The sequence below is a fragment of the Flexivirga sp. genome (genome assembly GCF_051955415.1).
Classification (GTDB): Bacteria; Actinomycetota; Actinomycetes; order Actinomycetales; family Dermatophilaceae; genus Flexivirga.
Genome location: NZ_JBQCGS010000104.1, coordinates 1 through 23,842 on the forward strand (window position 1 = coordinate 1; position 23,842 = coordinate 23,842).

The window sequence follows — 23,842 nt, forward strand, 5'->3', positions numbered from 1 at the left end:
GTCGATGTGTCGGATGGGTGCGGTGCACCAGGGGGTGCGGCAGGTGTGGTCGCGGAAGATGATCAGCCGGGACAGCAGGCCGGGGTAGCGGCGGGCGTGGGAGTCCATGCCGATGATGTCGCCGGTGCCGGGGTGGGTGAACAGGCGCCGGAGGGTGGGGCCGGTGGGGTCGCCGGTGGTGACCCATTCGCGGACGAGGTCGGCGGGGACGGGGCCGTAGCCGGGCACGTGGGCGGGTGTTTCACCCAGCAGGGTGTCGATGGGCATGAGTAGGTCCACGGTCACCCCGAGCACGTCGTGGTGGCGGGCGCGTCCGGTGACACGTTCGACCAGAGCGTCGGCCATCACCTGGCCCCGTGGCCGACGATCCCTGCCATCATCCCTGCCGTGATCCTCTGCCTCCTGCTTGGCGTTCGCGGTCTTGGTGTCGGCGGCAGCGTTGAGTGCGGCCATGCAGGCCAGTCCGTCCTTGACCGGCAGGAAGGCCGACAGGCGGCACATGTTGTCCGCCGCCGGCCGCAGGTGGACCCGCCGATCGGTCTCGGCGGCCTGGCGACGGCCCGCGATCGCCTCGGGTGCCACCTGGCAGGCCTGTGCTTTCGCCAGGTGCGCCAGCCGGTCACCGGACACGGTGCCCAGGTCCTCGCGGATGCCGTGGTCGACCGTGGTCCGCTCGGCGTGGGTGAGGCCGGAGGTTTCCCGCACCACCCGGTGCACGTCGTACTCACTGATGACCCCGGCGGCGAGCGCGGCCAGCGTGTGCGGCATGTCCTGGGTCAACGCGTGCGCGAGGTTGACGAACTGGCCGCCACGGTGCGGGGAGCACCGACGGGCGAACCCGACCTGGGACCCGACCAACCGTTTGGTGGCTTGCCGCGTGATCCCGCGCGCTTCGTCAGCTGCTGACTGCACTTGGTGTGCCCGGACGGTGAGTCGGGCCAGGCGGGCGCTGATCGCGTGTTGCAACTCGGCCAGCGCGCGCGCTTCTCCCACCGGGTCGGTAGTGGTGACCGGGTCATCGAGGCGGTCGTGGAACGCGCGGACCGCGGCCGCGTCGAGCACCTGGGTGCCGTCCGCCGCGCCTACCAGGTCCGATGGGTTCATGTGTTCGATTATGCCACGAATACCGCTGGCACACAATGGTTTTGGCGGTTAGGTGTTATCCACATCCCTCCGGTCCTCCACAGGACAGGGCGTCTCGGGTTGACGCCACGCCACGCGAAGTCAAAGGCGTGGGAGGCCGGACCACGGGTGGACACCGTCGCTAACTACGTCGAAGGATCAGGTGAGCGCGCCAAGGCGAACGAGCGGGGATCCAGGGTCTCGATACACCTCCTCCGCTGCGCTCCCCCGGCACTCGACCCGCCAGCTCGGCCCGCGGTCTCGATACACCTCCCCCGCTGCGCTCCCCCGGCACTCGACCCGCGGCGTACGGTGGATGGATGCACACGTGGCAGGCGAGCGACCTGGGGATCCTGACGCTGCCGTCCGGCCGGATGGTGCGCGGACGTGGCCTGCGGACGGATCCTTCGCCGGCGGCGGACCCCGACTTCGGCCTCTATCTGCTCGCCGACCCGCTCACGCCCCTGCCACCGTGGGAGCACACGTGGGTCGAGTGGACGGATTTCGGGCTGCCGATCGATCCGATGGCTGCACGCCGGGCGCTGGCCGCGGCGTGGCAACGAGCGGCACGCGAGCGGGTCGAGATCGCGTGCCTGGGCGGATTGGGCCGCACGGGAACGGCACTCGCCTGTCTCGCGGTGCTCGACGGCCTGCCGGCCGATACGGCGATCGATCTCGTCCGCACCCGGTATGACGCGCGCGCCATCGAAACGGCCGAACAGGTCGACTACGTCACCGAATTCGCGGAGCAATCCTCCGGCACTCGACCCGCGAACGACGCGCGAGCAGTCCGGGTCGGCGCCTACGCCGTGTGTGTCCGCGACGGCTACATCCTGCTAACGCACCAGCTGTCGCCCGGCCCAGCACAAGGGAAGTGGACATTGCCCGGTGGTGGCGTCGACTTCGGCGAGGACCCGGCGGACGCCGCTGTCCGCGAATGCCGCGAGGAGACCGGTCTCACACCGACGATCGGCCGGCCGCTGGGGGTGCACTCCTCCACGGTCGACGCCTTCGGCGCGTTGTGGCACAGCGTGCGGCTCCTCTATGCGGCGTCGTTCCCCGACGGACGCCCCGAACCCACCAGCCCGCAGGACGGCGAGATCGACAGAGTCGGCTGGTTCCCGACCGACCGTTTACCGGAGCCGGTCACCGAGTGGGTGACGCTCGCGGTGCGCTCGGTTGCCTGAACCGGTCAGCCGTGTGCGGCCGTTCTCCGCGGCAGCACGTGCAGCACCGCGACCACGATCGCGCCGACCACCGCTCCCAGCACGGCCGAAAAGAAGGTGTTCACAACCCATCCGAACGTCGAACCCAGCGCACCGGTGGCGTCGTGGACGGCGTTCTCCAGGTGGTGCACCAGGCTGTATGGCGCATGCCAGCCGAGCTCGTCGAAGCCGCCCAGCAGGATGTGGCCGCCCACCCACAGCATGGCCGCGATGCCGACCGTGGAGAGCACCGCCATGACCTTCGGCATCCCGGTCACCAGACCGCGACCGATGCGTTCGCGGGCACCGGTCGCACCGTCGGCGAGCGCCAGCCCGATGTCGTCCATCTTCACGATCAGCGCCACGACGCCGTACACGAGGGCCGTGATGACCAGAGCGACGACGATCAAGATGATCGTCCGCGCGACGAACGGCTCGTGGTCGACCTCGTTGAGAGCGATGACCATGATCTCGGCGGACAGGATCAGGTCGGTCCGGATCGCGCCGGCGACAACCTTGCGCTCGTCCTTGGGTCCGTCGTCGGCCGCCTGATGGTGTCCGGACAACGCCTCCCAGATCTTCTCGGCACCTTCGAACGACAGGTACGTGCCGCCCAGCATCAGGATCGGTGTGAGCGCCCCCTCGGCGAACTGACTGAGGATCAACGCAATAGGCAGGATGAGCAACAGCTTGTTGCGCAGTGAGCCGACGGCGATCTTCTTGATGATCGGCAGCTCCCGCTGTGCCGAGAGCCCCTCGACATACCGCGGCGTCACGGCGGTGTCGTCGACGACCACACCGACCGCCTTCGCACTCGCCTTGCCGGTGGCCGCACCCACGTCGTCCAGTGACGCCGCAGCGAGTTTCGCGAGGGCCGCGACGTCGTCGAGCAGCGCTACCAGTCCACCTGCCATGCGCAGAGTCTATGCAGCAGACGCTCAGCAGCCGGTCGGCGTCAGTCGAACTCGAGTCCCAGCAGCGCGTTCTCGACGACCTCCGCGAGGGCCGGGTGGATCCAGTATTGTCCGCGGGCGACATCCGGGGCCGGCTGACCGAAACTCATCGCCTGGATGATCGGCTGGATCAGTGAGCTCGACATCGGGCCCATCACGTGGGCGCCCACGATCAGCTGGGTCCGGCGGTCGGCGATCACCTTGAAGATGCTGGTGGTGTCCTCCATCGCCCAGCCGTATGCCGTGTCGCCGTACTGCTGCACCTTGACGGTCACGTCGATGCCGGCGGCCCGCGCCGCGGCCTCGGTCATACCGACCGACGCCAGCTGCGGGTGCGTGAACACGGCCGAGGGCACGAACCGGTGGTCGAACGCCTGCAGATCCTGCGGGTGCACCAGGTTGTGCGCGACGACCCGCGCCTCGTGATTGGCGACGTGCTTCAGCTGGTATGCCGAACTCACGTCACCGAGCGACCACACCCCCTCGGCACTGGTGCGGCCGAACTCGTCGACCCGCACCCGGCCGTCCGAATGCGTCGCAACACCAGCCCTTTCCAGCCCGAGGCGTTCGACGTTCGGGCGGCGCCCGGTGGCGACGAGGAGGAGCCCACCACTGATCAGCTCGCCGGAGTCCAGCTCGAGCACGACCTCGCCCTCCGCCTCCTTGACCCCGACCACCTGCGCACCCAGATGCACGTCCCACTGCCGGACCGCCAGCGCGGTGAAGGCCTTGCTGATCTCCTCGTCCTCCTTGCGCAGCAGCTGCGGTCCGCGGTTGACGATGTGCACCTGGACGCCCAGCGCGCTGAAGACGTGCGCGAACTCCGCGGCAATGAAGCCACCGCCGAGGATCACCATCGACGCCGGCAGCTCGTCGATGCGCATGATCGTGTCACTGGTGTGGAACGGCACGCCCGCCTGCGAAACCACCTCGGGCACAAAGGAATGCGCGCCCGTGGCGATCACGATCTGGTCGGCGGTGACGGTCTCGACCCGGTCCCGGACCTGCACCCGCAGTTCGCGCGGGCCCACGAACTCCGCGTGCCCCTCGTAGGCGGTGGTGTTCGCGCCGTTCTCGCGGTAGGCGCGGCCGCCGGCCTCGATGGGGTCGATCCGGCCGAAGACACGGTCCCGGATGTCGCGCCAGCGCACTCCGTCCAGTGTCGCGTCCACGCCGTACGTCGCGGATCCGCGGACGGCGTCGGCCACCTCGGCGGCATACACGAACATCTTGGTGGGGATGCAACCGACATTGAGGCAGGTGCCGCCGAAGAGGCCCTCTTCGATGACAGCGACACGCTTGTCGTCGAAGTCGGGCGTCACGAGGGAGTTGCCGGAGCCGGTGCCGATGATGGCCAGGTCGAAATGTGTCACCAGGAAAGGGTATGTCGGGCGTGCTCTCGACACGCGCCTCCCCCGCGGCGCCCCTCGGGCGCCCCGGACCGACGCGTGCTCACAATGCGAGAAGCGCGTTCACAGTTCGGACAGACAGGGGCAGGCTGGCGGAATGGCCGAGAGCACCCACTGGCGACGCAATCTCGTTGTCTGCGTGGGCGGTTCGTTCACCACCATCGTCGCGATGACGATGCTCATCCCCTACCTGCCGATCTTCGTCGAGCAACTGGGCGTGCACGAACGCGCCGCAGTGCTGCGCTGGTCCGGCATCGCCTACAGCGCGACCTTCTTCGCGGCCGCGTTCACCGCGCCGCTGTGGGGTGCGCTCGGTGACCGCTACGGCCGCAAGTCGATGTTGATCCGCGCGAGCCTGGGCATGGCGGTCGTGATGTCCTGCATCGGTCTGGCACAGAACGTCTGGCAGCTCGTCGGACTGCGACTGCTCACCGGCCTGCTCGGGGGTTACTCCTCCGGGTCGACGATCCTGGTCGCGGCCCAGACCCCGAAGGACCGCAGCGCCTGGGCACTGGGCGTGCTCTCCGGCGGCGTCATGGCGGGAAACATCGCCGGACCGCTGATCGGCGGCTTCGCCCCGGCTCTCATCGGTGTGCGCACGACCTTCCTGCTGGCCGGCGCCCTCATCTTCCTGGCCTTCCTGGCGACCACGACCTTGCTGCACGAGGAGCGGGCGACCGCCTCGGCGCGCCAGCCGCAGCACCGGCTGGTGTGGTCCGAGCTGCCGCATCGCGGCACGGTGTTGGTGCTGCTGCTCACCTCGAGCCTGTTGCTCTTCGCAACCATGTCGGTCGAACCGATCATCACGCTCTTCGTCGGCCAACTGTCCGGCACCGACCATGCGTCCTTCGCGGCAGGCGTCATCATGGCGCTCGGCGCCGCGGGCAGCATCGCCTCGGCACCCCGGTTGGGCCGGCTCGGCGACCGGATCGGCCATCTCGGCGTCGTCACCGGCTGTCTGGGCGTCGCCGGAGTGGCGTTGCTCGCTCAGGCGGCCGCCCCGAACGTCGCCGTCCTGGCGATCCTGCGTCTGCTGATGGGTATGGCGCTCGGCGGGCTGATGCCCGCCCTCACCGCGGCGATCCGGCACCGGGTGCCGGACGCGGTCGTCGGGCGGGTCCTCGGGGTGTCGGTGTCCGCACAGTACGCCGGGCAGGTGACCGGGCCGTTGATGGGCGGGTATGTCGGCGCGCACCTCGGGCTTCGTCCGGTCTTCGTGATCACGGCGATCGTGCTGCTCGCCGTGGCCGCGGCCGATCTGGTGCTACTGCGACGCAGCCCGGCGCGCAGCGGCACCAGCTACTGACCGGAGGTGCGGTCCCGCAGGTCGGCCACGTGCGGTGAGACGGCCGGGTCGACGCCGAGCCCGAGCGCGAGGTAGGTCGCCGCGAAGTCGGTCAGCGCCATCAGTTCGGCCAACCGGACCACCGGATGTCCGGCGGCTGCGGTGGACTCGATGACCTTGGCACCCGCCGCCCGAGCGGTGCCGAGCACCGCATCGGTGAGGGCCTCGGCCGCGTCGCTCTCCGCAGTCGGCGGCCGGACCGGCGCATCTCTCAGCATCATCAGGCCGAGCTTCGGCTGCGCCGGCGCGTCGAGGAACGGGTCGGCGAAGATGTCGGCCTGCCGGCCGGTGTTGGCTCCTGCTCCGCCGCCGGCGGTGTAGGGCCCGTCGAAACAGGCAACGACCTGCGACGCCGCGTCCGGCAGCTCACCCCACGTCGCGGGGATACGCGCGGTCTGCGCCAGCATGGCCGCCGAGCGGCGTGCCGCCACGCCGGCGAGCGCACCGTCGCCCAGCACGACCGGAACCGTCTCGGCCAGTTGCACGGCCACCAGCTTGGCCGGATTGACGAACGACTCCGACGACGGACGGCACGCGTCCGCCTGCTCGTCCAACCGAGCCGCCACCTCGCCGAGGACGTGCTGCGGCACGTCGATCAGGCCCAGCCCCTCACCGGCCATCAGCACCGGGGTCAGCAGCGACCAGAGCGAGGTCCGCGACGACGCGCGCCCGCGTCCGACGCCGATGTGCACGCCGCGCGCACGATGGCTGATCTCCGACAGCGGCGAGTCCTCGGCACCGACGGTCAACAGGGCGGCGCCTCGGCGCGCCGCCTCGCGGGCGACCGCGACCGGTCCGTCCGCACGTCCGGACAGCGACACGGCGATGACCAGGTCCAGCGGGCCGACCCAGCCCGGCAGGGGCAGGTTGCGCCGCACCGTGACCGGCACCGGCGAGGATGGTTCCGCGAGCATCTCCAGCACGTCCGCGACGACAGCGCTGCCGCCGAGTGCCGCCACCACGACCGAGCGGGGCCGCTCCCCGTAGGCGACCCGATCGATGCCACCCTCGGTGGAGAGCGTCACCGCCTCGCGGACCTGGGCGCCGGCGGTCGCCAGCGCGCGCAGCGTCTCCCGGGTGTCCCGGCGAGCCAACTCGTCGGGATCGTCGAGACCGGACTCGTCCAGGTAGGGCATCAGCTTCCGTGTCGGCGCGTCAGACGGTGAACACGCGGGACTCGTCGGCCAGCAGCACCGGCACACCGCCGTCGATGCGATAGCCACGCCGCTGACCGGGCCCACCGCAGTCGGCCGCACACTGCAGCTCCGCAGCACCGTCCGGGCCTGTGGCGTCGATCAGCTCGTGCAGACCGACCGGGCACCGCAGGATCTCCCGCAACCAGGGTTCGATGGTCGTGCTGCTCATGGGTTCTCCTCACGGATCTGCTGCAGGGCGCCGTCGCGCACGCGTTCCATCGTCGCACGGTCGGCCGCTTCGACATTGAGCCGCAGCAACGGCTCGGTGTTGCTGGCGCGGACATTGAGCCACCACATGGGCTCGCCGCGGTGGGTGATCGTCAGACCGTCGAGCGTGTCCTGCTCGACCTCGCCCAGCCGTTGGGCCCAGTCGCGCACCCGCTCGGTCGCGGCGGCACCGTCGCTCACCCGGGAGTTGATCTCGCCCGAGGCGGCATACCGGCTGTATGACGCCGCCAGCTCCGACAGCGGCCGGTCCTGCTCCCCGAGCGCGGCCAGCACGTGCAGTGCGGCGAGCATCCCGGTGTCGGCGTACCAGAAGTCCCGGAAATAGTAGTGCGCAGAGTGCTCACCACCGAAAATCGCCTGGTGCGAGGCCATCTCGGCCTTGATGAAGGAGTGCCCGACGCGGGTCCGCACCGGGACCCCGCCCTGCTCGGCGATGATCTCCGCGACCGCGCGTGACGAGATCAGGTTGTGCACCACCGGCACGCCGGCGCCTGCCTTGGCGATCTCGCGCGTCGCGACCAACGCCGTCACCGCGGACGGGCTGACCGGCTCGCCGCGTTCGTCCACGACGAAGCAGCGGTCGGCGTCCCCGTCGAAGGCGAGCCCGATGTCGGCGCCGTGCTCCACGACAGCTCGTTGCAGGTCTCGCAGGTTCTCCGGCTCCAGCGGGTTGGCCTCGTGATGGGGGAAGGTGCCGTCCAGCTCGAAGTAGAGAGGCACCACCTGCAGCGGCAGCTCCGGCAGACCGGCGCCGGTGCCGAGCACGGCGGGAACGGTGTGGCCGCCCATGCCGTTGCCCGCGTCGACGACCACCGTCAAGGGACGGACCTGCGACAGATCGACCAAGCGGCGCAGGAAGGCTGCGTAGTCGCCGAGCAGATCACGTCCGGTGACCGTGCCCCCCGCCGCCCCGCCGTTCGCAGCGGCCGGCTCGTCCAGACGGCGCTGGGCGAGTTCGGTGATCTCGGCCAGCCCGGTCTCGCGGCTGACCGGGCGCGCCCCGGAGCGACACAGCTTGATGCCGTTGTACTGCGCGGGGTTGTGGCTCGCGGTGAACATCGCGCCGGGCAGGTCCAGCGCCCCGCTGGCGTAGTAGAGGCCATCGGTGGAACACAGGCCGACCTGGACCACGTCGAGACCGGCCGATGCTGCGCCACGAGCGAAGGACCCGGCCAGCTCGGGCGAGCTGGGCCGCATGTCGTGGCCCACCACGATCGCAGGGGCGCCGTCCGGGATCGCGACGACCTGGGCGAAGGCCGCCCCGATCGCGGTCGCCACATCGGAGTTCAGCTGATCGGGCACGAGGCCGCGGACGTCATACGCCTTGCAGAAGTCGGCGAGTCGGGGCGAGGTCACAGGTCGGGAGCCTACCGGGGCGACTGCATGCCGGGCAGGACGGTCAGCACCGGCCGTCCGCCGGCCGCCGGCGGCTGTTCCCGCACCGGCGGCGGTGCCGCAGCGGCACGCACGGCGTCCGCCAGTGCGAGCAGGTCGTCCGGTGTCGGCTCCGGCTCGGTCAGGTCGATCGCCAGCCGCACGACGTCCCACCCGCGCGGGGCGGTCATCCGGGTCGTGTGGTCGGCGCACAGGTCGTAGGTGTGCGGCTCCGCGTAGGTCGCCAGCGGACCGAGCACGACCGTCTGGTCGGCGTGCACATAGGTGAGGGTGGCGACGGCGGCACCCTTGCAGGCGGTGCGGGAACACAGGCGCTTCACTCTCGGACCAGTCACGATGCTCGACTCTAGGACACCGCAGCGCTGCCGCCGGTCCGGCACGCCGCGTGCTGGGTGAATCCCGTTGTGCTGACTAGAGTCGGGCGTATGAGTGACCGACACGGCCGAGGGTTCCGGGGGCCGCTGGCGTGGCCGCCGGTGCCGGCGATGCGCAGCCGGTCGGCGCAGTTCGACGAACTCGTGCTCGACGGCGTCGAGAGCCTGGAGCGGCGGCTGCAGCGCAGCCTGGCCGGCATCGAGTTCGCCGTCGAGGACGTGCCCTCGACCGACCCGCCGCCCTGGGAGTCCGACCTGGCTCTCGGCCGCGCCTACCCCGAGCAGCGTGGCCGGTCGGCCCGGGTGGTGCTCTACCGACGCCCGATCGAGTCGCGCGCGACCGAGGACGCGGACCTGACCGACCTGGTGTGGGACGTCCTGGCCGAACAGGTCGCGCACATCCTCGGCATACATCCCGACGATCTGGAGGACTGATGGCACGGGCCACCGACCCACCCCCGTTGATCCCGGGCCTGCCGGGTGTCACCCGCCGCCCGGTGCTGGTCACCGGCGGCACCGGCACCATCGGCACGCAGGCGGTCCGGGAGCTGCTCCGGTCCGGGGTGCCGGCGACGGTGCTGACCCGGGTGCCGGGCCGCGCCACCACCGGCGCGCACGAGATCGAGGGTGACCTGGCGACCGGGTCCGGGCTCGCCGCGGCCGTCGACGGCGTGCACGCCGTCATCCACTGCGCGAGCAATGCCGCGCAGAGCGAGCAGGTCGACGTCGACGGCACCGCCCGGTTGTGTGCCGCCCTCGCCGAGCACAACCCCACCGCACGGCTGGTCCACCTGTCGATCATCGGCTGCTGGGACAACCCGCTGCCCTACTATCGCGCCAAGGCGGCCGCGGAGACTGCGGTCACCGCATCCGGGCGTCCGCACGTGATCGTGCGTGCGACGCAGATCCACGAGCTGGTCCACCGATTAGTGGCCAGCCAGTTCGCCGGTTTCGGCGTCGGCATGCGTGGCCTGCGTTTCGCACCGGTCGACGCCCGTTGGTTGGCAACACAATTGGTCGATCTCGCGCTCGACGAGGCGCCGGCGCCGACACCGCCGATGGAGTATGCCGGGCCGGAGCTGCTGTCCGCTCGCGAGCTGGCCGTACTGACCGCGCACGTGGCGGGGCGCAGGGCGCCCCGGTTGCTGCGACTTCCCGCCGTCGGCGGCACCATGCGCCGCTTCGCCGAAGGATCCAACCTGCCGGGGCCGCAGGCAATCCGCGGCGGGGCGACCTACGCACAGTGGCTGGCCGAGCGCCGAGCCTGACGGCGGGAAGGTGCGGTGACTCAGCCGCGGGCCGGCACCAGCCGGCTGGTCGACTGGCGGAGCGGGGTGGCCTGCAACGGCACGGTCGCCAGGAAGTCGGCGTCGCCGCGACGGCCGCCGATGGTCACGGACGCCTGCACCCTGCCGCCGTGCTGCGGCCGCCCCCAGACAGCGGCCGCGCCGCCGACATCGGCGACCACCGGCCGATCTGCCGGAACGGTGACCGTCTGGGTATGCGTGCCCGTCCCGGTGACCGTCACCACGTCCGCGGTGGTGGCGGCCGGTGCGCAGAGCATCAGCTCGGCGGTCCCGCCGGGGATCCGTGCCGGCAGCGCGATGCCGGCCGGTGTCTCGGTCGTCGGTAGCGCCGGGGACCAGGTCAGATCGGTCGGGCCGGAGGAGGCGGTGCGGCTCATCACCGAGGCCGCCACGGGCACGTCTGCGGTGACCTGCACGTCGTAGCGGCCCGGCTCGAGCCCGGTGAGCGTCGTCGCGGCGGCTGTCCCGGCGGCCACGGTCTGCACCGTGTCGGCCTTCACCGCGCCGGTGGCGTCCACCGCCCGGACCCGCACGATCGCCTCCTCCTTGCCGGGCACCACCACCCGGACCTCAGGGGCGGCGCTGGTCGCGGAGACTCCGCTGATCAGCAGTTTGTCGGCGGGCGTGACGGCAGTGGTGGTGGTGTCCTCGCCGACCGGCGTCTCCCCGTCCATCCACGCGTCGGACAGGGACGCCGACACGCCACCACCGGTGGCGGTCAGGTGGATCGCCGGAGCCGATAAGGACGGCCCGAGGTCACCCAGCAGCAGCACCTTGCGCTCGCCCGGTGCGAGGACGGTGCCCTTGACGGAGGCGCCGGCATCGATGCCCCGGGAGCCGACCACCGTGGCGTCGACCGTGGTGGCGCTGGCCCCGGTGTTGACCAGGGTCAGCCGCGCGACCCGCCCTGGTGCGTCGCCGCCGCCGAAGTACCAACCGTCCTGGACCGGTGAGCCGCAGGCGCTGACGTTGAGCCCGCGGGCTGTGCTGCTGTCGTCCAGGTGGGTCTGGGTGGCGACCAGGCCGGTGGCCAGAGCGCCCTTGCCGAGCACCGTGCCGGCGCTGCCTGCCGGCAGCTCGGAGCCGGCCACGCCGCCGCGGTGCAGGGTCAGCGGTGTCGTGCCGTGCGCGACCAGGCGCACCGAGCCGCCGCTGCGGTGACCGGACAGCCAGACCGCCGGCAGCGAGGCGGCCTGCACGGTGCCGGCGGTCGGCGCGCCGGGACACGACAGCGACACGTCGTCCAGCGTGCTGGAGGTGGTGTCGCCGGCCAGCCGGTGCACGTCGGCGGGGCGCGTCGCGTCGGCGGTTTCACCGACCTGGGTCGCTCCCCAGACCAGCCCGGCGCCGGCGACGACGGCGAGGGTGGCGCGGGCCGGGCCGAAGAGCTTCACGACGCCCTCCGCGAGGTGCTGGCGGCGGTCCGCCGGGACCGCCGGTTGCCGAACGGTATCGCCAGGAAGATCAGCAACGCCGCGAGCGCGGCCTGTCCGAGCACCACCCGGGGGTGCTGGACACCCGGGTCGATGATCAGCCGGCCGCCGTCGGCAGGCATCGGGTAGGTGAGCCGGCCGTTCGCCACCACCGGCTGGACGCGATGTCCGTCCACCATGACGGTGCCGTGCTGGCGCCAGCCCAGTCCCTCGGCGATCACCAGCGAGCGGCCCGTCGGGCCTGCGGCGATCCGGGTGTGCGACCGGGCATGCGCCACGGTCGACGGCACGGCGTCGACCGGTTGGCCGTGGTACTCCAGCCACACCCGGCTGCTGGCGACGACGTCGGAGCCGTTGTCGCTCGTGGCGGGGTTCACGCGCCATACGGCGGCGCGCGCGGCGCGGGAGATCTGGGTCAGGTCGGCCACGCTCTGCAGATCGTCGGTGACAGCCGCGCGACTGCCGATCCCGTCGACGATGACGAAACCGACGCCCAAGGCGCGCAACTCCGCCGCCGCCGTGCCGGCCCGGTCCGGCTGCAACAGCGCGGCGGCAGCCTCGGCCGTGCGGTCACCGCCGCTGGGGACCGGTGGGTGCAACCCGGTGGCGGGCGGGCCGGTCTCCCGGCCGGTCAACCGGTAGGTGATCGTGCCGGAGTCGGCGACCGTCAGCCGCAGCAGGCGCACCGCGTTCGGGCCGGTGAGTTGACCCGACACCACGCTCGATGGCCCGGCCGGCGTGGGGCGCAGGGACGGCGTCGGCTGCGCCTGCCAGGCGACCAGTCCGGCGACACCGGCGAAGACGACGCACGCGCCCGCCGTCGCGCCGACGGCAAGCCGGTGGGGCAGCCGCGGGGCCCGGGCGGGACGTTCGGCCAGCAGACCGCGCAGCCCGAGCAGGCCGGCGCCGAGGAGGGCGGCGGCGAAGACGTCGAGGCCGAGGCCGGCCCAGGGGGTGCGCGGACCGTCGGACCACTGCACGAGGTGCAGGTGTCCGGCCGCGAGGCCGGCGGCCAGGCCCAGCAGGCCGACGAGGGCGAGACCCGTGGAGGCCTTGCCGAAGCCGGACCGGACCAGTCCCAGCACGCCGACGAGCAGCACCGGGATGCTCGCCCAGACGGTGTAGGAGCCCGGTCCGCCCGGGTGCAGCAGCAACAGCTGCCAGGCGGGTATGGCGTGCACCGTGTCGAGTCCGCCCGGCCCGGCGAGCACCGCGCGCCAGTCGGTGAACAGGTCGCGGGTCCACCAGCCGAGCACCACCCACGGCAGCACGGCGACGACCAGGCCGCGCAGCCGGGCCCAGCCCGGCCCCAGCACCACGATCGCGAGCGCGATCACCGAGGTCATGACGAGCAGCGCGGGTGCGAACGACCCAACGACCGCCGTGACCAGCACGGTGCCGCAGGTGACCGGGGTGCTGGCGCGCCGACGGCCGACCTCGAACAGGCCCGCGAGCACGAACGGGAAGAGGATGTGGGCCACCACCGGGCCCAGCCTTCCGGCGGCGACCGCCGTGGTCAGCGTCGGCAGCGTCGCCCAGGCCAGCGCCGCCGCGGCGCGCGGCCAGCGGGCGTGCGTGGCGCTGCGACCGGCCCGGTAGGCGACCGCACCGGACAGCGGCATCGCCAGCACCAGCAGCCAGGTCACGACTGCGGCTGCCGATGCGGAACCGTGGACGCCGGGCACCTGCTGGGCGACCCAGGCGAGCGGTGCGAGCAGCACCAGGTAGGGCGTGGGGGTGCCTGCGGCGCCCAGCCCCGGCCCGGTCCAGGCGTCGCGCCACATCCGCCATACGCCGGCGGCATCGGTGGTGAAAGGTTGCAGTGCGCCGCCGACCAGACCGTTGCCGGTGCCCCGCAGCGCTCCCCCGGTGATCAGGTCGCGCCAGCAGAATCCGGCGGCCACCAGCAGGGCGAGCACCGCCCACAGCCCCGGGTTGTGCAGCACGTTGCCGCGTCCGGCGACCGGTGCCGGCATCGGCTCGGCGTCGTCGGCGACCGGTCCCGTCTCCACCGGTGTCGTGGCGGGTATGTCGTTGCGCGACGGCTCCAAGGTGATCGCGTCGCCGAGGGTGCCCAGGGCGTGATCCAGCGCCTCGCGCCACGGCACGAAGAGGGTGCGCAGGTTGCGACGCCGGGTCGTGGCACGGCCCACGAACCGCCAGCGCGCACCGATGATCCGGAAGATGCCCAACGGGGCGGTCGCCTGCGCGAACTCGGCGAAGGACCGCCGGGGCCGCTTGAGCAGCAACATCACCACGCCGAGGACGGTGCAGCTGAGGAGGACCCACAACGCCATGAACGGCAGTCCCAGCAGCGAGCACCGGGCGAGCGCCACCTGGCGGTGCCGGCGCAAGGTGCGGGCACCGCGCGGCGCGGGGCGGTCGACGTCGCTGTCCTTGCCGACCAGCTCCTGGTGCGCGCGGGCGGCGGGTACGACGATGACCTGCCGGCCGACGAGGTGGGCGCGCCAGGACAGGTCGAGACCGTCACCGTCACCGTCGAACGCGGGGTCGAAACCGCCCAGGCCGAGGTAGACGTCACGCCGGATCAGCATGCCGGCGCTGCTCACGCCGAGGACGTCCCGGCGGTTGTCGTGCTGGCCCTGGTCGGGCTCACCCTGCATCCGGGAGCCGACGTGCCGGCCGGTGCGGGTCAGGTCGATGCCGACGTTGACCAACCGGGTGGGGTTGCCACTGTCCAGGATCTTGCAGCCGGCGATGCCGATCCGGTCGCTGCCCGCGGCCACCGTGACCAGCTCGGCAAGAGCATCGGGGTGGGGGGCGCTGTCCTCGTGCAGCAGCCACAGCCACTCGTCGCGGTCTCGTGGGCGCACCGGGCGCTTGCGCGCCCGCCGTCTGGGACGCAGGGCGACGACGGCGTCCTCGCCGGGCTCGGGCATCGCGGTGACGGCGGTGTCGACGATCTCCGCGAACGGCGTGCCCGGCGGCACGGTGACCACCGACATCGCCCAGTCGGCACGGGCGACATCGGGGTGATCGGCGAGCATGCCGGGCAGGTCCCGGCCGGGTGTGGCATCGATGACGATCAGCCGGTCGGGTCGGCGCGCGGAGGAGACGAGCGCCTGCAGGGTGTCGAGGAGTCGCGGGTGATCGCCGTGTTGCACCACCAGCAGGGCGGTGACGGCGAGCTCGACGAGGTCGTCGTCGGTCGCCAAGAACCCGGCACTGGTCAGCTCGGCTGCGTGCCGGGTGGGCCGGGCGTGCGTCGTGGTCAGACCGCCCGCTTCTTCAGCTTGCGTCGCTCACGCTCCGACAGACCGCCCCAGATCCCGAAGCGTTCGTCGTGCGCGAGGGCGTATTCGAGGCACTCGGCCTTGACCTCGCACCCGATGCAGACCTTCTTGGCCTCACGGGTGGATCCACCCTTTTCAGGGAAGAACGCCTCGGGGTCGGTTTGTGCGCACAGCGCACGCTCCTGCCACGACAGCGCAGTCTCTTCGTCTTCCTGCTCGAGCCCCTCGTGCAAGAAGGTCAAGACAGTGAACTCCTGCACGGCTCCTCCTCATCCGTCTGCATGACCTGACGGAGCTAATTACACGCGTGTCATTCCGATACGTCAAGCCCGGGAGTCGGTTGCTACCGTTCGCAGTCCTCCGTAGCGGCAACGGTTTTCGCGACCGTCCCGTCGCGGGGCCCCGGCCGGCCCGGGGACACGCCCGGCGGCGCGCGGCGCGCCCGTGCGACGATGGACGGATGCGCATCACCGCTCTCGCCGGAGGGGTCGGCGGAGCCCGATTCCTGCGCGGCCTCCTGCATCACCTGTCCCGCCGCAGCGACGGCCCGCACTCGCTGACGGTCATCGGCAACACCGGCGACGACATCACCCTCTTCGGACTGCGCGTGTGCCCGGACCTCGACACTCTCCTCTACACGCTGGGCGGTGGCGTCCACGAGGGGCAGGGCTGGGGCCGGGCGGACGAATCCTTCGTGGTGCAAGGCGAGCTCGCGGCATACGGCGCACAGCCCCAGTGGTTCGGGCTCGGCGACCGCGACTTCGGCACGCACATCGCGCGCAGCCAGTGGCTGGGCCAGGGTATGACGCTCAGCGCCGTCGTCGAACGGCTCGCCGCACGCTGGGGACTGCCCGACCAGGGCGTCACGCTGTTGCCGATGACCGACACCCCCGTCGAGACCCACGTCGTGGTGGACGACCCCGACGGTGCGGGCGATGGCGAGCGCGCCATCCACTTCCAGCAGTGGTGGGTGCAGCATCAGGCCGCGCTGCCGGCCAAGCGGTTCGTCGTCGCGGGGCTCAACCAGGCAGCGGCCGCGCCCGGAGTGCTCGACGCGATCCGCACCGCCGATCTGGTGCTCCTGCCACCGAGCAACCCGGTGGTCTCCATCGGCATCATCCTGTCGGTGCCCGGCGTGCGCGATGCGATGCGCGGCACGACCGCGCCGGTCGTCGGCGTCAGCCCACTCGTCGGCGGTGCGCCGGTGCGCGGTCACGCGGACGCCTGCCTGTCGGCGATCGGGGTGCCGGTGACACCGGACGGCGTCGCCGGGCTCTATGCCGACTTCCTCGACGGCTGGCTGGTGGACAAGGCCGACGAAGCGGCCATGGCCGGCGCCGAGGTGAGCGTGCGCGCCGTGCCGCTGCTGATGACCGACATCGACGCCGCCGCCGACATGGCATCGGAGGCAGTCGAACTCGGTCTCTCGCTGCGCCGATGATCGCGATCCGTCCCGTCGGCTTCGCTGCCGAGGTGACGCCCGAGACGGACCTGCCGGCACTGCTCGCCGAGCTCCTGAGCCCGCACCTGGCGACCGGTGACGTCGTCGTGGTCACCAGCAAGATCGTCTCCAAGTGGCTCGGGCTGTATGCCGCTCCGGGCGTCGATCGCGCCGAGCTGGTGCTGCAGGAGTCCCGCGCCGTCGTCGCCGAACGCGCCACCGAGACCGGTGTCACCCGGGTGGTGCACGCGGCGGCCGGGCCGGTGATGGCAGGTGCCGGCATCGATGCGTCCAACTCGGACGACGAGCGGCTCCTGCTGCTCCCCCGGGACGCCGACCGGGTCGCGCGCCGGCTGCGCCGCGAGATCGCCGCGCTGCTGCACCGCGCAGCCGACTTCGCGGTCGTGCTGTCCGACACCTCCGGCCGGGCCTGGCGGGCCGGACTGACCGACTTCGCGCTCGGCGCCGCCGGCCTGCGACCGGTGGACGATCTGCGCGGTCTGCCCGACACCGCGGGCCGTGACCTCGCGGTCACCATCCGCAACATCGCCGACGAGGTCGCCGCAGCGGCGGACCTGGTGAAGGGCAAGATCGACCGGGTCCCGGTGGCCGTGGTGTCCGGGCTCTCCCCTCGGGACTGCGCCGCCGCGGGGCGGGGCACGGGCGGGGTGGGGCCCCCCGCCCCGACGGACTGGTTCGGCCTGGGGCGCGCCGAGGCCGTGCGGGCGGCGCTGGGTGTCGATCCCGGCACCGTCCTGGCGGTGCAGGTCGGTCTCGAGTCCGTCGCGCCGGAGCCGTCCGCCGCACGCGCGGCGCGCGCGGTCCGCGTCGCGCTCGCCAGCGGCGACCCGGTGTCGGTCGACACCTCCGAGTCCGTCGACGGCTCGGTGCTGCTGCGACTGCACGGTGCGGACCCGGTGGCGCTCGGGCGGGTCTGGGCTCGCCTGGAGGTCGCCCTCGCCGGTGAGCGCCTCGCCTGCCGCGGCCGCCAGGACGGGGCCGGCGTCACCATCAGCGTGCCGGACTGAGACCTACTCCTGTCTGCCCCTACCGTCCACCAGTGAGCTTCAGCCGGGCAGGTGCGTCGGTACGGCGAGCCGGGGGCCACGCCGCGGCGCGCCGAGACGCCCGGCCATCACCAGGTATTGCACGCGGTAACGGTGCCCGGCATACGGACGCAGCAGCGCTGCCAGCTCCAGGTCGTCGACCGGTGCTCCGGTCAGGGCGTGGCCGATGTCCTTGGCCACGTGGTAGTCGCCGAAGCTGACCGCGTCGGCGTCCCCGGCCGCACGCTGCATCGTCTCGGCCGCCGTCCACACACCCACGCCGGGGATGGATCGCAAGCGCTGCCAAGCCTTTTCGCGTGGGATGGCGCAGCATTCGGCCAGCCGGGGCGCGACCTGCAAAACGCGTTGCACGGTGTCCGCGCGCTGCCCGTCGACACCGGCGCGCAACCACTCCCAGGAGGGGATGCGGCGCCACCCGGCGATGTCCGGCGCGACCATCAGCCGGAGTGCGGCGATGGCCTCCGCCGGGCCGGGTGCCGGCTCCCCGTAGCGCCGAACCAGCTGCCGGTAGGCGCCGAACGCCTGCTTCCCGGTGACCCGCTGCTCGATGATCGCCGGGAGCAGGCTGTCCAGCACCAGCCCGGAGCGGGCCACCCGCCAGTGCTGCTGCTCCCGCGCGACGCGCTCCAGCACGGGATGCCGGACCCGGAACCCCGTCGGGTCGTCCGCCGCTCCGAGCAGCTCCGGCAGGCCGGTCAGTGCCCAGTCGGCCCCGGGACCCCAGGCCCGTGCGACGATCCGGTCGCCCTCCGGCGCCGGCTCCCGGTGCAGCCGGAGCGTGACCGGACCGTCCGGGGTGCGCGCCGTGCGCCATACGGCATCCGGCGCAGCATGGAACGTCGGATCGCCCGAGCCGCGACGGTAGGTCGCCAGGATCGCGCCGAACGGGACCGGACGTCCCGGCGCGAAGTCGGCGGTGACCGCTGCCGGGGTGGTCAACGCCGGCGGAAGGTCAGCAATGCCAGCCCGAAGTTGCCGCTCTCCCCTGCCGCGACGGTGTTGGCCTGTCGGCCTTCCTCGAGCGCCAGGTCACCGACCAGCGACAGCCCCTGCTCGTCGGCGCGGGCGACCAGTGACCGCACGTCGGCGACGGCGACGCCACCTGCATCGCGGGGGCCGAGCCGCAGCGAGACGATGATCAACCCCCCGCGCCGCAACGCAGCGGTGCCCCGGGCGAGGTCCTCGTCGACGGTGGCCGGGTCGCTGGAGTGCGGGTGCAGGCGGACCACCAGGTCGACCGAGCCCGGGTCGATGTCCGTGCCGACCACGTCGGGGCGCATCACGTCGATGCCCAGCGGTGCGAAGCCGATCCTGGTCACCCAGCGGGAGAAGACCGACCGCGGGCCCGCGGTGTCGACGACCACCGAGTGCCGGCGGCCGTCGTCGACGACACGCAGCAGCGCGGCCCGCGCACCGAAGGCGGCCCATGCGCTGGTGTCGTCCAGGGTGCGGGCGAGGCCGAGCCGGCGGGCGGCCTTGCGGGCGAGGCGCGCCTCGTCGCCGTCCAGCAGCAGACCGGTGGTGCGCACGCCGCTGAAGTCGGCGGCGCGCAGCGAGACCTTCTGCTCGGCGGGGTGCGGAAGTTTGGCGGCGGTGTCCTTGGCGGCCTGCCGGGCGCGGCCGACGACACGTTGCACCGCGGGAGAACCGGAGATGCGAGCAGCAGCCGTGGAGTGGACCTTCACCCTTCGACTCTAACCGGAGACGACGACAGGCGGCGGCAGGTAACGGCGCGACTACGCTCATCAGGTGAACTCCGATGAACTTCGCGCCGCATTGTTGGCCGGCGACCTGTCGCGCCCGCGGCTGACCTGGTATGACGACGGCCGGGCCGAGCGGATCGACCTGTCCGGCAAGACGCTGGCCAATTGGGTTGCCAAGGCTGCGAACTGGCTGGAGTCGGAGATGGCGCTCACACCGGGCGACCTGGTCCGGCTGGATCTGCCGGCCGACCACTGGCGGGCCATCTACTGGACCCTCGCGGCATGGACGCGAGGGCTGACGGTGACCGCGAGCACCGACGCCGACGCTTGTGTCAGTCTCGACGCGGGCGCCGATCCCTCGGCCGATCTGGTCGAGCCGGCCGCTGCGCTGGCGGCCAGTCCGCTGCAGGCGATGCCGGACGTGATGCCTGCTCCCGTCGGGTTCGTGGACGAGGACCAGGAGGCCGTTGCCGGCACCGATCCGGCCACGTACGCCGACCTCAGCACCACCGTGGGCCAGCCCGGTGGCCGGGTGCTGCTCGCCGATGTCCCGACGCACCGGGTGCCGGTGGTCGTCGCCGGCCTGATCGGTCGCGGCTGCTCCGTGGTCGTGCTGCGTGATGCCGACGAGCAGACCCGCGCCGACCGCAGCGCTTCGGAGGCCGTCGACCTGGTGCTGTGATCCGGTCTTGTAATGTCCGTCACATGGACAAAGTCGTCTCCTCGGCAGCCGAAGCCGTGGCCGACATACCGTCCGGGGCATCCCTTGCCGTCGGCGGTTTCGGCCTGTGTGGCATTCCCAGCGTGCTGATCCACGCCTTGCACCAGACGGACACCACGGACTTGGAGGTCATCTCCAACAACTGTGGCGTGGACGACTGGGGGCTCGGGATCCTGCTGCGCGACAAGCGGATCCGGCGGATCATCGCGTCATACGTGGGTGAGAACAAGGAGTTCGCGCGGCAATACCTGCAGGGTGAACTGGAGGTCGAGCTGACCCCGCAGGGCACGCTCGCGGAGAAGCTGCGCGCCGGCGGCGCCGGCATACCGGCCTTCTACACCGCCACCGGGGTCGGCACCCAGATCGCCGACGGCGGGATGCCGTGGCGGTACGCCGCCGACGGCACGGTCGCGGTCGCGTCACCGGTGAAGGAGACTCGCGACTTCGACGTCGCCGGCACCAGCAAGCCGTATGTGCTGGAGACCTCGATCGTGGCCGACTACGGCCTGGTGCGCGCCGCCAAGGGCGACCGGCACGGCAACCTGGTCTTCCATCAGTCGGCCCGCAACTTCAACCCGCTGTGCGCCATGTCCGGCAAGATCACCATCGCCGAGGTCGAGCAGCTGGTCGACCCCGGCGAGCTGGACCCCGACCAGATCCACCTGCCCGGCATCTACGTGCACCGCGTGGTGCCGTTGACCGCCGAGCAGGCCGCAGACAAGCGCATCGAGAAGACCACCACGAGGGAGGCCGACTGATGGCGCTCACCCGCCACGAGATGGCTGCCCGCGCCGCGCGCGAACTGTCCGACGGCGACTACGTCAACCTCGGCATCGGGCTGCCGACACTGGTGCCCAACTACGTGCCCGACGACGTCGAACTGGTGCTGCAGTCCGAGAACGGCCTGCTGGGGGTCGGCGCGTACCCGACGGCGGACCAGGTCGACCCGGACCTGATCAACGCCGGCAAGGAGACCGTCACCCTCCGCCGCGGAGCCACGATCTTCGACTCCGCGACCAGCTTCGGGATGATCCGCGGCGGCAAGATCGACGCCGCGATCCTGGGCGCCATGCAGGTGTCGGTCGCCGGCGACATCGCCAACTGGACCATCCCCGGCAAGATGATCAAGGGCATGGGCGGTGCCATGGACCTGGTACACGTCGCCAGCAAGGTCATCGTGCTGATGGAGCACGTCGCCAAGGACGGCACACCCAAGATCGTCACCGAGTGCACCCTGCCGCTGACTGGCCAGCGCGTCGTCCAGCGCATCATCACCGACCTCGCCGTCATCGACGTGACACCCGAGGGCCTACGACGGGTCGAGACCGCACCCGGCGTCACCCAGGACGACGTACGCGCGGCAACCGGCGCCGACCTGGTCTGAGGTTTCAGTCCTCCAGCCGGATCCGGCTGGTCAGGAAGCCGTAACCCCAGGCCAGGTGCATGGTCGCCAGCACCGGCGGCACCCGCCACCGGACCGCCGGGTCGGATCCGGCCGAGATGACCGCACCGCCGACCGTCACCGCGCCGAGGTAGCCGGCCGGGATCGCCCACAGCGGGCGCCATACGAAACCGCCGACCGCGCCGACGGCGATCGCGGCCAGTGCGGTGGGCGGCGCGAGGTACCGGGCGTTGATCGAACCCCTGTGGCGGCGGGCGACCACCCGGCGCCACTGGCCGTACTGCTTGTACTGGCGGGCCAGGGTCCGGAACGACCCGCGCGGCCGGTAGGTGACCTTGAGCTCCGGGGTGAACCACACGATGCCGCCGGCGTCACGCAGCCGGAAGTTCATCTCCCAGTCCTGGGCACGCGTGAAGCGCGCGTCGTACCCGCCGACGCGGCGCAGCCAGGAGCGCCGGAAGACGCCGAGATAGACCGTCTCGGCCGGGCCGGGCCGCCCGCCGAGCTTGAACTTGACCCCGCCCACGCCGATCTTGGACTTCATGGCCACCGCCACGGCCCGCTCGAAGTCGGTGGTGCCCTCGGCGTCCATGATGCCGCCCACGTTGGCGGCACCGGTCTGCGCCAACACGCGCAACGCCGTGGCCAGGTAGCCGTCGGACAGGATGCCGTGCCCGTCCACCCGGGCGACCACGTCGTATGACGACGCCGCGATCGCGGCGTTGAGCGCGTCGGGGGTGCGTCCGGTGGGATTGGGGACCAGCTTCACCCGGTCGTCGTCGGCGTGCAGGTGCGCCGCGACATCGTCCGTGCGGTCCGTCGACGGGCCGAGCGCGAGGATCACCTCGACCGGGCACGGCAGTTCCTGCCGCAGTATGGCGGTCACGGATTCGGCCAGATGCCGCTCCTCGTCGAGGATCGGCATGATCACCGAAACGCCGTCGGTCGAATGCGGTCCGGGTGCTGGCACGCGAGGCAGATTACACGTCGCATCCACAGTGGCACCCATGCAGCCGGGTTACCCTCGTGCGGTGCCAGACGACGACGAGCCGATCACCATCGACACCCGCAAGGGCGGCAGCGGGCCCGTTCGGCCGCGCCGTCAACCGGCGCAGGAGCCGCAGGAGATTCCCGTCCGCGCGGACCGCAGCGGTGGCGCCCGGCTCCCCGGCCCGCGCAGCACCGCCCCGCACAGCGCCGCGTCCGCCGCCCAGCCGGGTGGCGACTCGACCCGGATGATGCCGGCCGGCCCGCGTGGGCCCAGAGGCCCGCAGCGCCCGGCACGCCCGGCACGCCCGGCGCGTCCGAGACGGCGCAAGCGCACCTGGCTGCGCGTGCTGATCGTGATCGTGCTGATCATCGCGCTGTGGATCGGCCTGCTGGTCTGGGCCGGCCTGTCCGCCTGGGGCAAGGTCACCAAGGTCGACGCGTTGCCCAGCGGCAACCGACCGGCCGGCGGCAAGGGCACCAACGTCCTGCTGGTCGGCTCCGACTCGCGGGCCGGGCTCACCAGCGCACAGGGCCGCGCCCTGGGCACCGGCGGCAGCAGCGTGGGCGGCGGCACCGGGCGCACCGACTCGATCATGGTGCTGCACATGCCGGACAGTGGGAAGCCGACACTGGTCAGCTTCCCCCGCGACTCCTGGGTGAGCATCCCCGGCCACGGCCAGGGCAAGATCAACTCCGCCTTCACCATCGGCGGCCCGAAGCTGCTGGTGCAGACCATCGAGCAGGCGTCCGGCCTGCGCATGGACAACTACATGGAGATCGGATTCGGCGGGTTCGCCGGCGTCGTCGACTCCGTCGGCGGTGTCCGCATGTGCCTGAAGCAGGACGTCAACGACAAGGACGCCCACATCAACCTCAAGAAGGGCTGCCAGGTCCTCGACGGCAAGAACGCGTTGGGCTATGTGCGGTCCCGGCACGCCTTCGCCACCGGCGACCTGGCCCGCGCCGAACACCAGCGGGAGTTCCTCGGGGCACTGATGAAGAAGATCGCCAGCCCGAGCAACCTGCTCCTGCCGTGGAAGCTGAAGAGCATCGGCAGCGCCGGCGCCAAGGGCGTCGCGGTCGACAAGGGCATGTCGCCGATCCAGGCGCTGAAGATCATGTGGGCGCTCAAGGGCATCAGCAACGGCGGCGTGTCGGTGCAGGTGCCGATCGCCAACCCCAACTACTTCGTCGCCGGGCAGTCGGCGGTGTTGTGGGACAAGACGCGCGCGCTCCAGCTCTTCGACGACCTGAACAACGACCGGCCGGTGACCGCCCCCACGACGGGTTCGTGACC

General features: G+C 71.9%; 23 protein-coding genes. 10 read left to right on the plus strand and 13 right to left on the minus strand.

From position 1 onward, the window contains the following. Positions 1-1,104, minus strand: a 1,104-nt coding sequence (locus tag ACTHL4_RS16885; RefSeq protein ID WP_440283930.1) for a DUF222 domain-containing protein, incomplete at its 3' end; no start/stop codon positions are given. A gap of 338 nt (positions 1,105-1,442) precedes the next feature. On the opposite strand from ACTHL4_RS16885, the gene ACTHL4_RS16890 reads away from it, so the two are divergent. Further along, positions 1,443-2,309: an NUDIX domain-containing protein gene (locus tag ACTHL4_RS16890; RefSeq protein ID WP_440283931.1), complete on the plus strand. Its 867-nt coding sequence runs from the start codon at positions 1,443-1,445 to the stop codon at positions 2,307-2,309. A 5-nt stretch (positions 2,310-2,314) separates the two neighbouring features. Here ACTHL4_RS16890 and ACTHL4_RS16895 read toward each other — a convergent pair whose 3' ends face one another. Both ACTHL4_RS16895 and ACTHL4_RS16900 read right to left on the minus strand, forming a co-directional pair. Further along, the gene (locus ACTHL4_RS16895; protein WP_440283932.1) at positions 2,315-3,241 is read right to left on the minus strand and encodes a DUF808 domain-containing protein; all 927 of its coding nucleotides are present in this window, start codon (positions 3,239-3,241) and stop codon (positions 2,315-2,317) included. A gap of 41 nt (positions 3,242-3,282) precedes the next feature. Beyond that, positions 3,283-4,653 carry a mycothione reductase gene (locus ACTHL4_RS16900; protein ID WP_440283933.1) on the minus strand — a complete coding sequence of 457 codons (1,371 nt, stop codon included), beginning with the start codon at positions 4,651-4,653 and terminating at the stop codon, positions 3,283-3,285. 133 nt (positions 4,654-4,786) lie between these two features. Here ACTHL4_RS16900 and ACTHL4_RS16905 point away from each other — a divergent pair, with 133 nt between their 5' ends. After that, positions 4,787-5,995 carry an MFS transporter gene (locus ACTHL4_RS16905; RefSeq protein ID WP_440283934.1) on the plus strand — a complete coding sequence of 403 codons (1,209 nt, stop codon included), beginning with the start codon at positions 4,787-4,789 and terminating at the stop codon, positions 5,993-5,995. Here the strand turns inward: ACTHL4_RS16905 and ACTHL4_RS16910 are convergent. Genes ACTHL4_RS16910 through ACTHL4_RS16925 form a run of 4 tightly spaced genes read right to left on the minus strand, consistent with a single transcriptional unit; the run spans position 5,989 to position 9,188 of the window. Further along, a complete protein-coding gene (locus tag ACTHL4_RS16910; RefSeq protein WP_440283935.1) occupies positions 5,989-7,170 on the minus strand; it encodes an SIS domain-containing protein in 1,182 nt (393 codons plus the stop codon). The genes ACTHL4_RS16905 and ACTHL4_RS16910 overlap by 7 nt on opposite strands. A 19-nt stretch (positions 7,171-7,189) precedes the next feature. Continuing rightward, positions 7,190-7,399, minus strand: a complete 210-nt coding sequence (locus ACTHL4_RS16915; protein ID WP_440283936.1) for a Trm112 family protein — start codon at positions 7,397-7,399, stop codon at positions 7,190-7,192. Beyond that, positions 7,396-8,814 (minus strand): phosphomannomutase/phosphoglucomutase, encoded by a 1,419-nt coding sequence (locus tag ACTHL4_RS16920; protein WP_440283937.1) that lies wholly within the window; start codon positions 8,812-8,814, stop codon positions 7,396-7,398. Before ACTHL4_RS16920 ends, ACTHL4_RS16915 begins: the two co-directional genes overlap by 4 nt. Before the next feature lie 11 nt (positions 8,815-8,825). After that, positions 8,826-9,188, minus strand: coding sequence for a DUF3499 domain-containing protein (locus ACTHL4_RS16925; protein ID WP_440283938.1), 363 nt, complete (start codon positions 9,186-9,188; stop codon positions 8,826-8,828). Positions 9,189-9,278: 90 nt separating this feature from the next. Here ACTHL4_RS16925 and ACTHL4_RS16930 point away from each other — a divergent pair, with 90 nt between their 5' ends. Together ACTHL4_RS16930 and ACTHL4_RS16935 are read left to right on the plus strand one after the other, a co-directional pair. After that, entirely contained in the window at positions 9,279-9,662 is a 384-nt protein-coding gene (locus tag ACTHL4_RS16930; RefSeq protein WP_440283939.1) for a metallopeptidase family protein, read from the plus strand. Beyond that, positions 9,662-10,495, plus strand: coding sequence for an SDR family oxidoreductase (locus tag ACTHL4_RS16935; protein ID WP_440283940.1), 834 nt, complete (start codon positions 9,662-9,664; stop codon positions 10,493-10,495). Before ACTHL4_RS16930 ends, ACTHL4_RS16935 begins: the two co-directional genes overlap by 1 nt. 20 nt (positions 10,496-10,515) lie before the next feature. On the opposite strand, the gene ACTHL4_RS16940 is transcribed toward ACTHL4_RS16935, so the two are convergent. Genes ACTHL4_RS16940 through ACTHL4_RS16950 form a run of 3 tightly spaced genes read right to left on the minus strand, consistent with a single transcriptional unit; the run spans position 10,516 to position 15,481 of the window. After that, complete coding sequence (locus ACTHL4_RS16940; protein ID WP_440283941.1) at positions 10,516-11,928, minus strand: DUF5719 family protein; 1,413 nt, start codon at positions 11,926-11,928, stop codon at positions 10,516-10,518. Then, the gene (locus tag ACTHL4_RS16945; protein ID WP_440283942.1) at positions 11,925-15,143 is read right to left on the minus strand and encodes a glycosyltransferase; all 3,219 of its coding nucleotides are present in this window, start codon (positions 15,141-15,143) and stop codon (positions 11,925-11,927) included. The genes ACTHL4_RS16940 and ACTHL4_RS16945 overlap by 4 nt, the downstream gene beginning before the upstream one ends. A gap of 56 nt (positions 15,144-15,199) precedes the next feature. Beyond that, positions 15,200-15,481 (minus strand): WhiB family transcriptional regulator, encoded by a 282-nt coding sequence (locus ACTHL4_RS16950; protein WP_440283943.1) that lies wholly within the window; start codon positions 15,479-15,481, stop codon positions 15,200-15,202. A gap of 200 nt (positions 15,482-15,681) precedes the next feature. Between ACTHL4_RS16950 and cofD the strand changes: the two genes are divergently transcribed. Both cofD and ACTHL4_RS16960 read left to right on the plus strand, forming a co-directional pair. After that, positions 15,682-16,662: a 2-phospho-L-lactate transferase gene (cofD, locus tag ACTHL4_RS16955; protein ID WP_440283944.1), complete on the plus strand. Its 981-nt coding sequence runs from the start codon at positions 15,682-15,684 to the stop codon at positions 16,660-16,662. Then, positions 16,659-17,690, plus strand: coding sequence for a coenzyme F420-0:L-glutamate ligase (locus ACTHL4_RS16960; RefSeq protein ID WP_440283945.1), 1,032 nt, complete (start codon positions 16,659-16,661; stop codon positions 17,688-17,690). The genes cofD and ACTHL4_RS16960 overlap by 4 nt, the downstream gene beginning before the upstream one ends. Positions 17,691-17,729: 39 nt before the next feature. On the opposite strand, the gene ACTHL4_RS16965 is transcribed toward ACTHL4_RS16960, so the two are convergent. Together ACTHL4_RS16965 and ACTHL4_RS16970 are read right to left on the minus strand one after the other, a co-directional pair. Then, positions 17,730-18,668, minus strand: coding sequence for a DNA-3-methyladenine glycosylase family protein (locus ACTHL4_RS16965; RefSeq protein ID WP_440283946.1), 939 nt, complete (start codon positions 18,666-18,668; stop codon positions 17,730-17,732). Next, positions 18,665-19,414: a hypothetical protein gene (locus tag ACTHL4_RS16970; protein WP_440283947.1), complete on the minus strand. Its 750-nt coding sequence runs from the start codon at positions 19,412-19,414 to the stop codon at positions 18,665-18,667. Before ACTHL4_RS16970 ends, ACTHL4_RS16965 begins: the two co-directional genes overlap by 4 nt. Before the next feature lie 64 nt (positions 19,415-19,478). Here ACTHL4_RS16970 and ACTHL4_RS16975 point away from each other — a divergent pair, with 64 nt between their 5' ends. Genes ACTHL4_RS16975 through ACTHL4_RS16985 form a run of 3 tightly spaced genes read left to right on the plus strand, consistent with a single transcriptional unit; the run spans position 19,479 to position 21,537 of the window. Further along, complete coding sequence (locus ACTHL4_RS16975; protein ID WP_440283948.1) at positions 19,479-20,114, plus strand: TIGR03089 family protein; 636 nt, start codon at positions 19,479-19,481, stop codon at positions 20,112-20,114. 23 nt (positions 20,115-20,137) lie between these two features. Next, complete coding sequence (locus ACTHL4_RS16980; RefSeq protein ID WP_440283949.1) at positions 20,138-20,911, plus strand: CoA transferase subunit A; 774 nt, start codon at positions 20,138-20,140, stop codon at positions 20,909-20,911. Beyond that, on the plus strand, positions 20,911-21,537 hold the full coding sequence (locus ACTHL4_RS16985; protein WP_440283950.1) for a 3-oxoacid CoA-transferase subunit B: 627 nt from the start codon (positions 20,911-20,913) through the stop codon (positions 21,535-21,537). Before ACTHL4_RS16980 ends, ACTHL4_RS16985 begins: the two co-directional genes overlap by 1 nt. 4 nt (positions 21,538-21,541) lie before the next feature. Here ACTHL4_RS16985 and ACTHL4_RS16990 read toward each other — a convergent pair whose 3' ends face one another. Beyond that, positions 21,542-22,480, minus strand: coding sequence for a glycosyltransferase family 2 protein (locus ACTHL4_RS16990; protein WP_440283963.1), 939 nt, complete (start codon positions 22,478-22,480; stop codon positions 21,542-21,544). Positions 22,481-22,586: 106 nt separating this feature from the next. Here ACTHL4_RS16990 and ACTHL4_RS16995 point away from each other — a divergent pair, with 106 nt between their 5' ends. After that, entirely contained in the window at positions 22,587-23,840 is a 1,254-nt protein-coding gene (locus ACTHL4_RS16995) for an LCP family protein (RefSeq protein WP_440283951.1), read from the plus strand. Positions 23,841-23,842 lie beyond the last annotated feature (2 nt).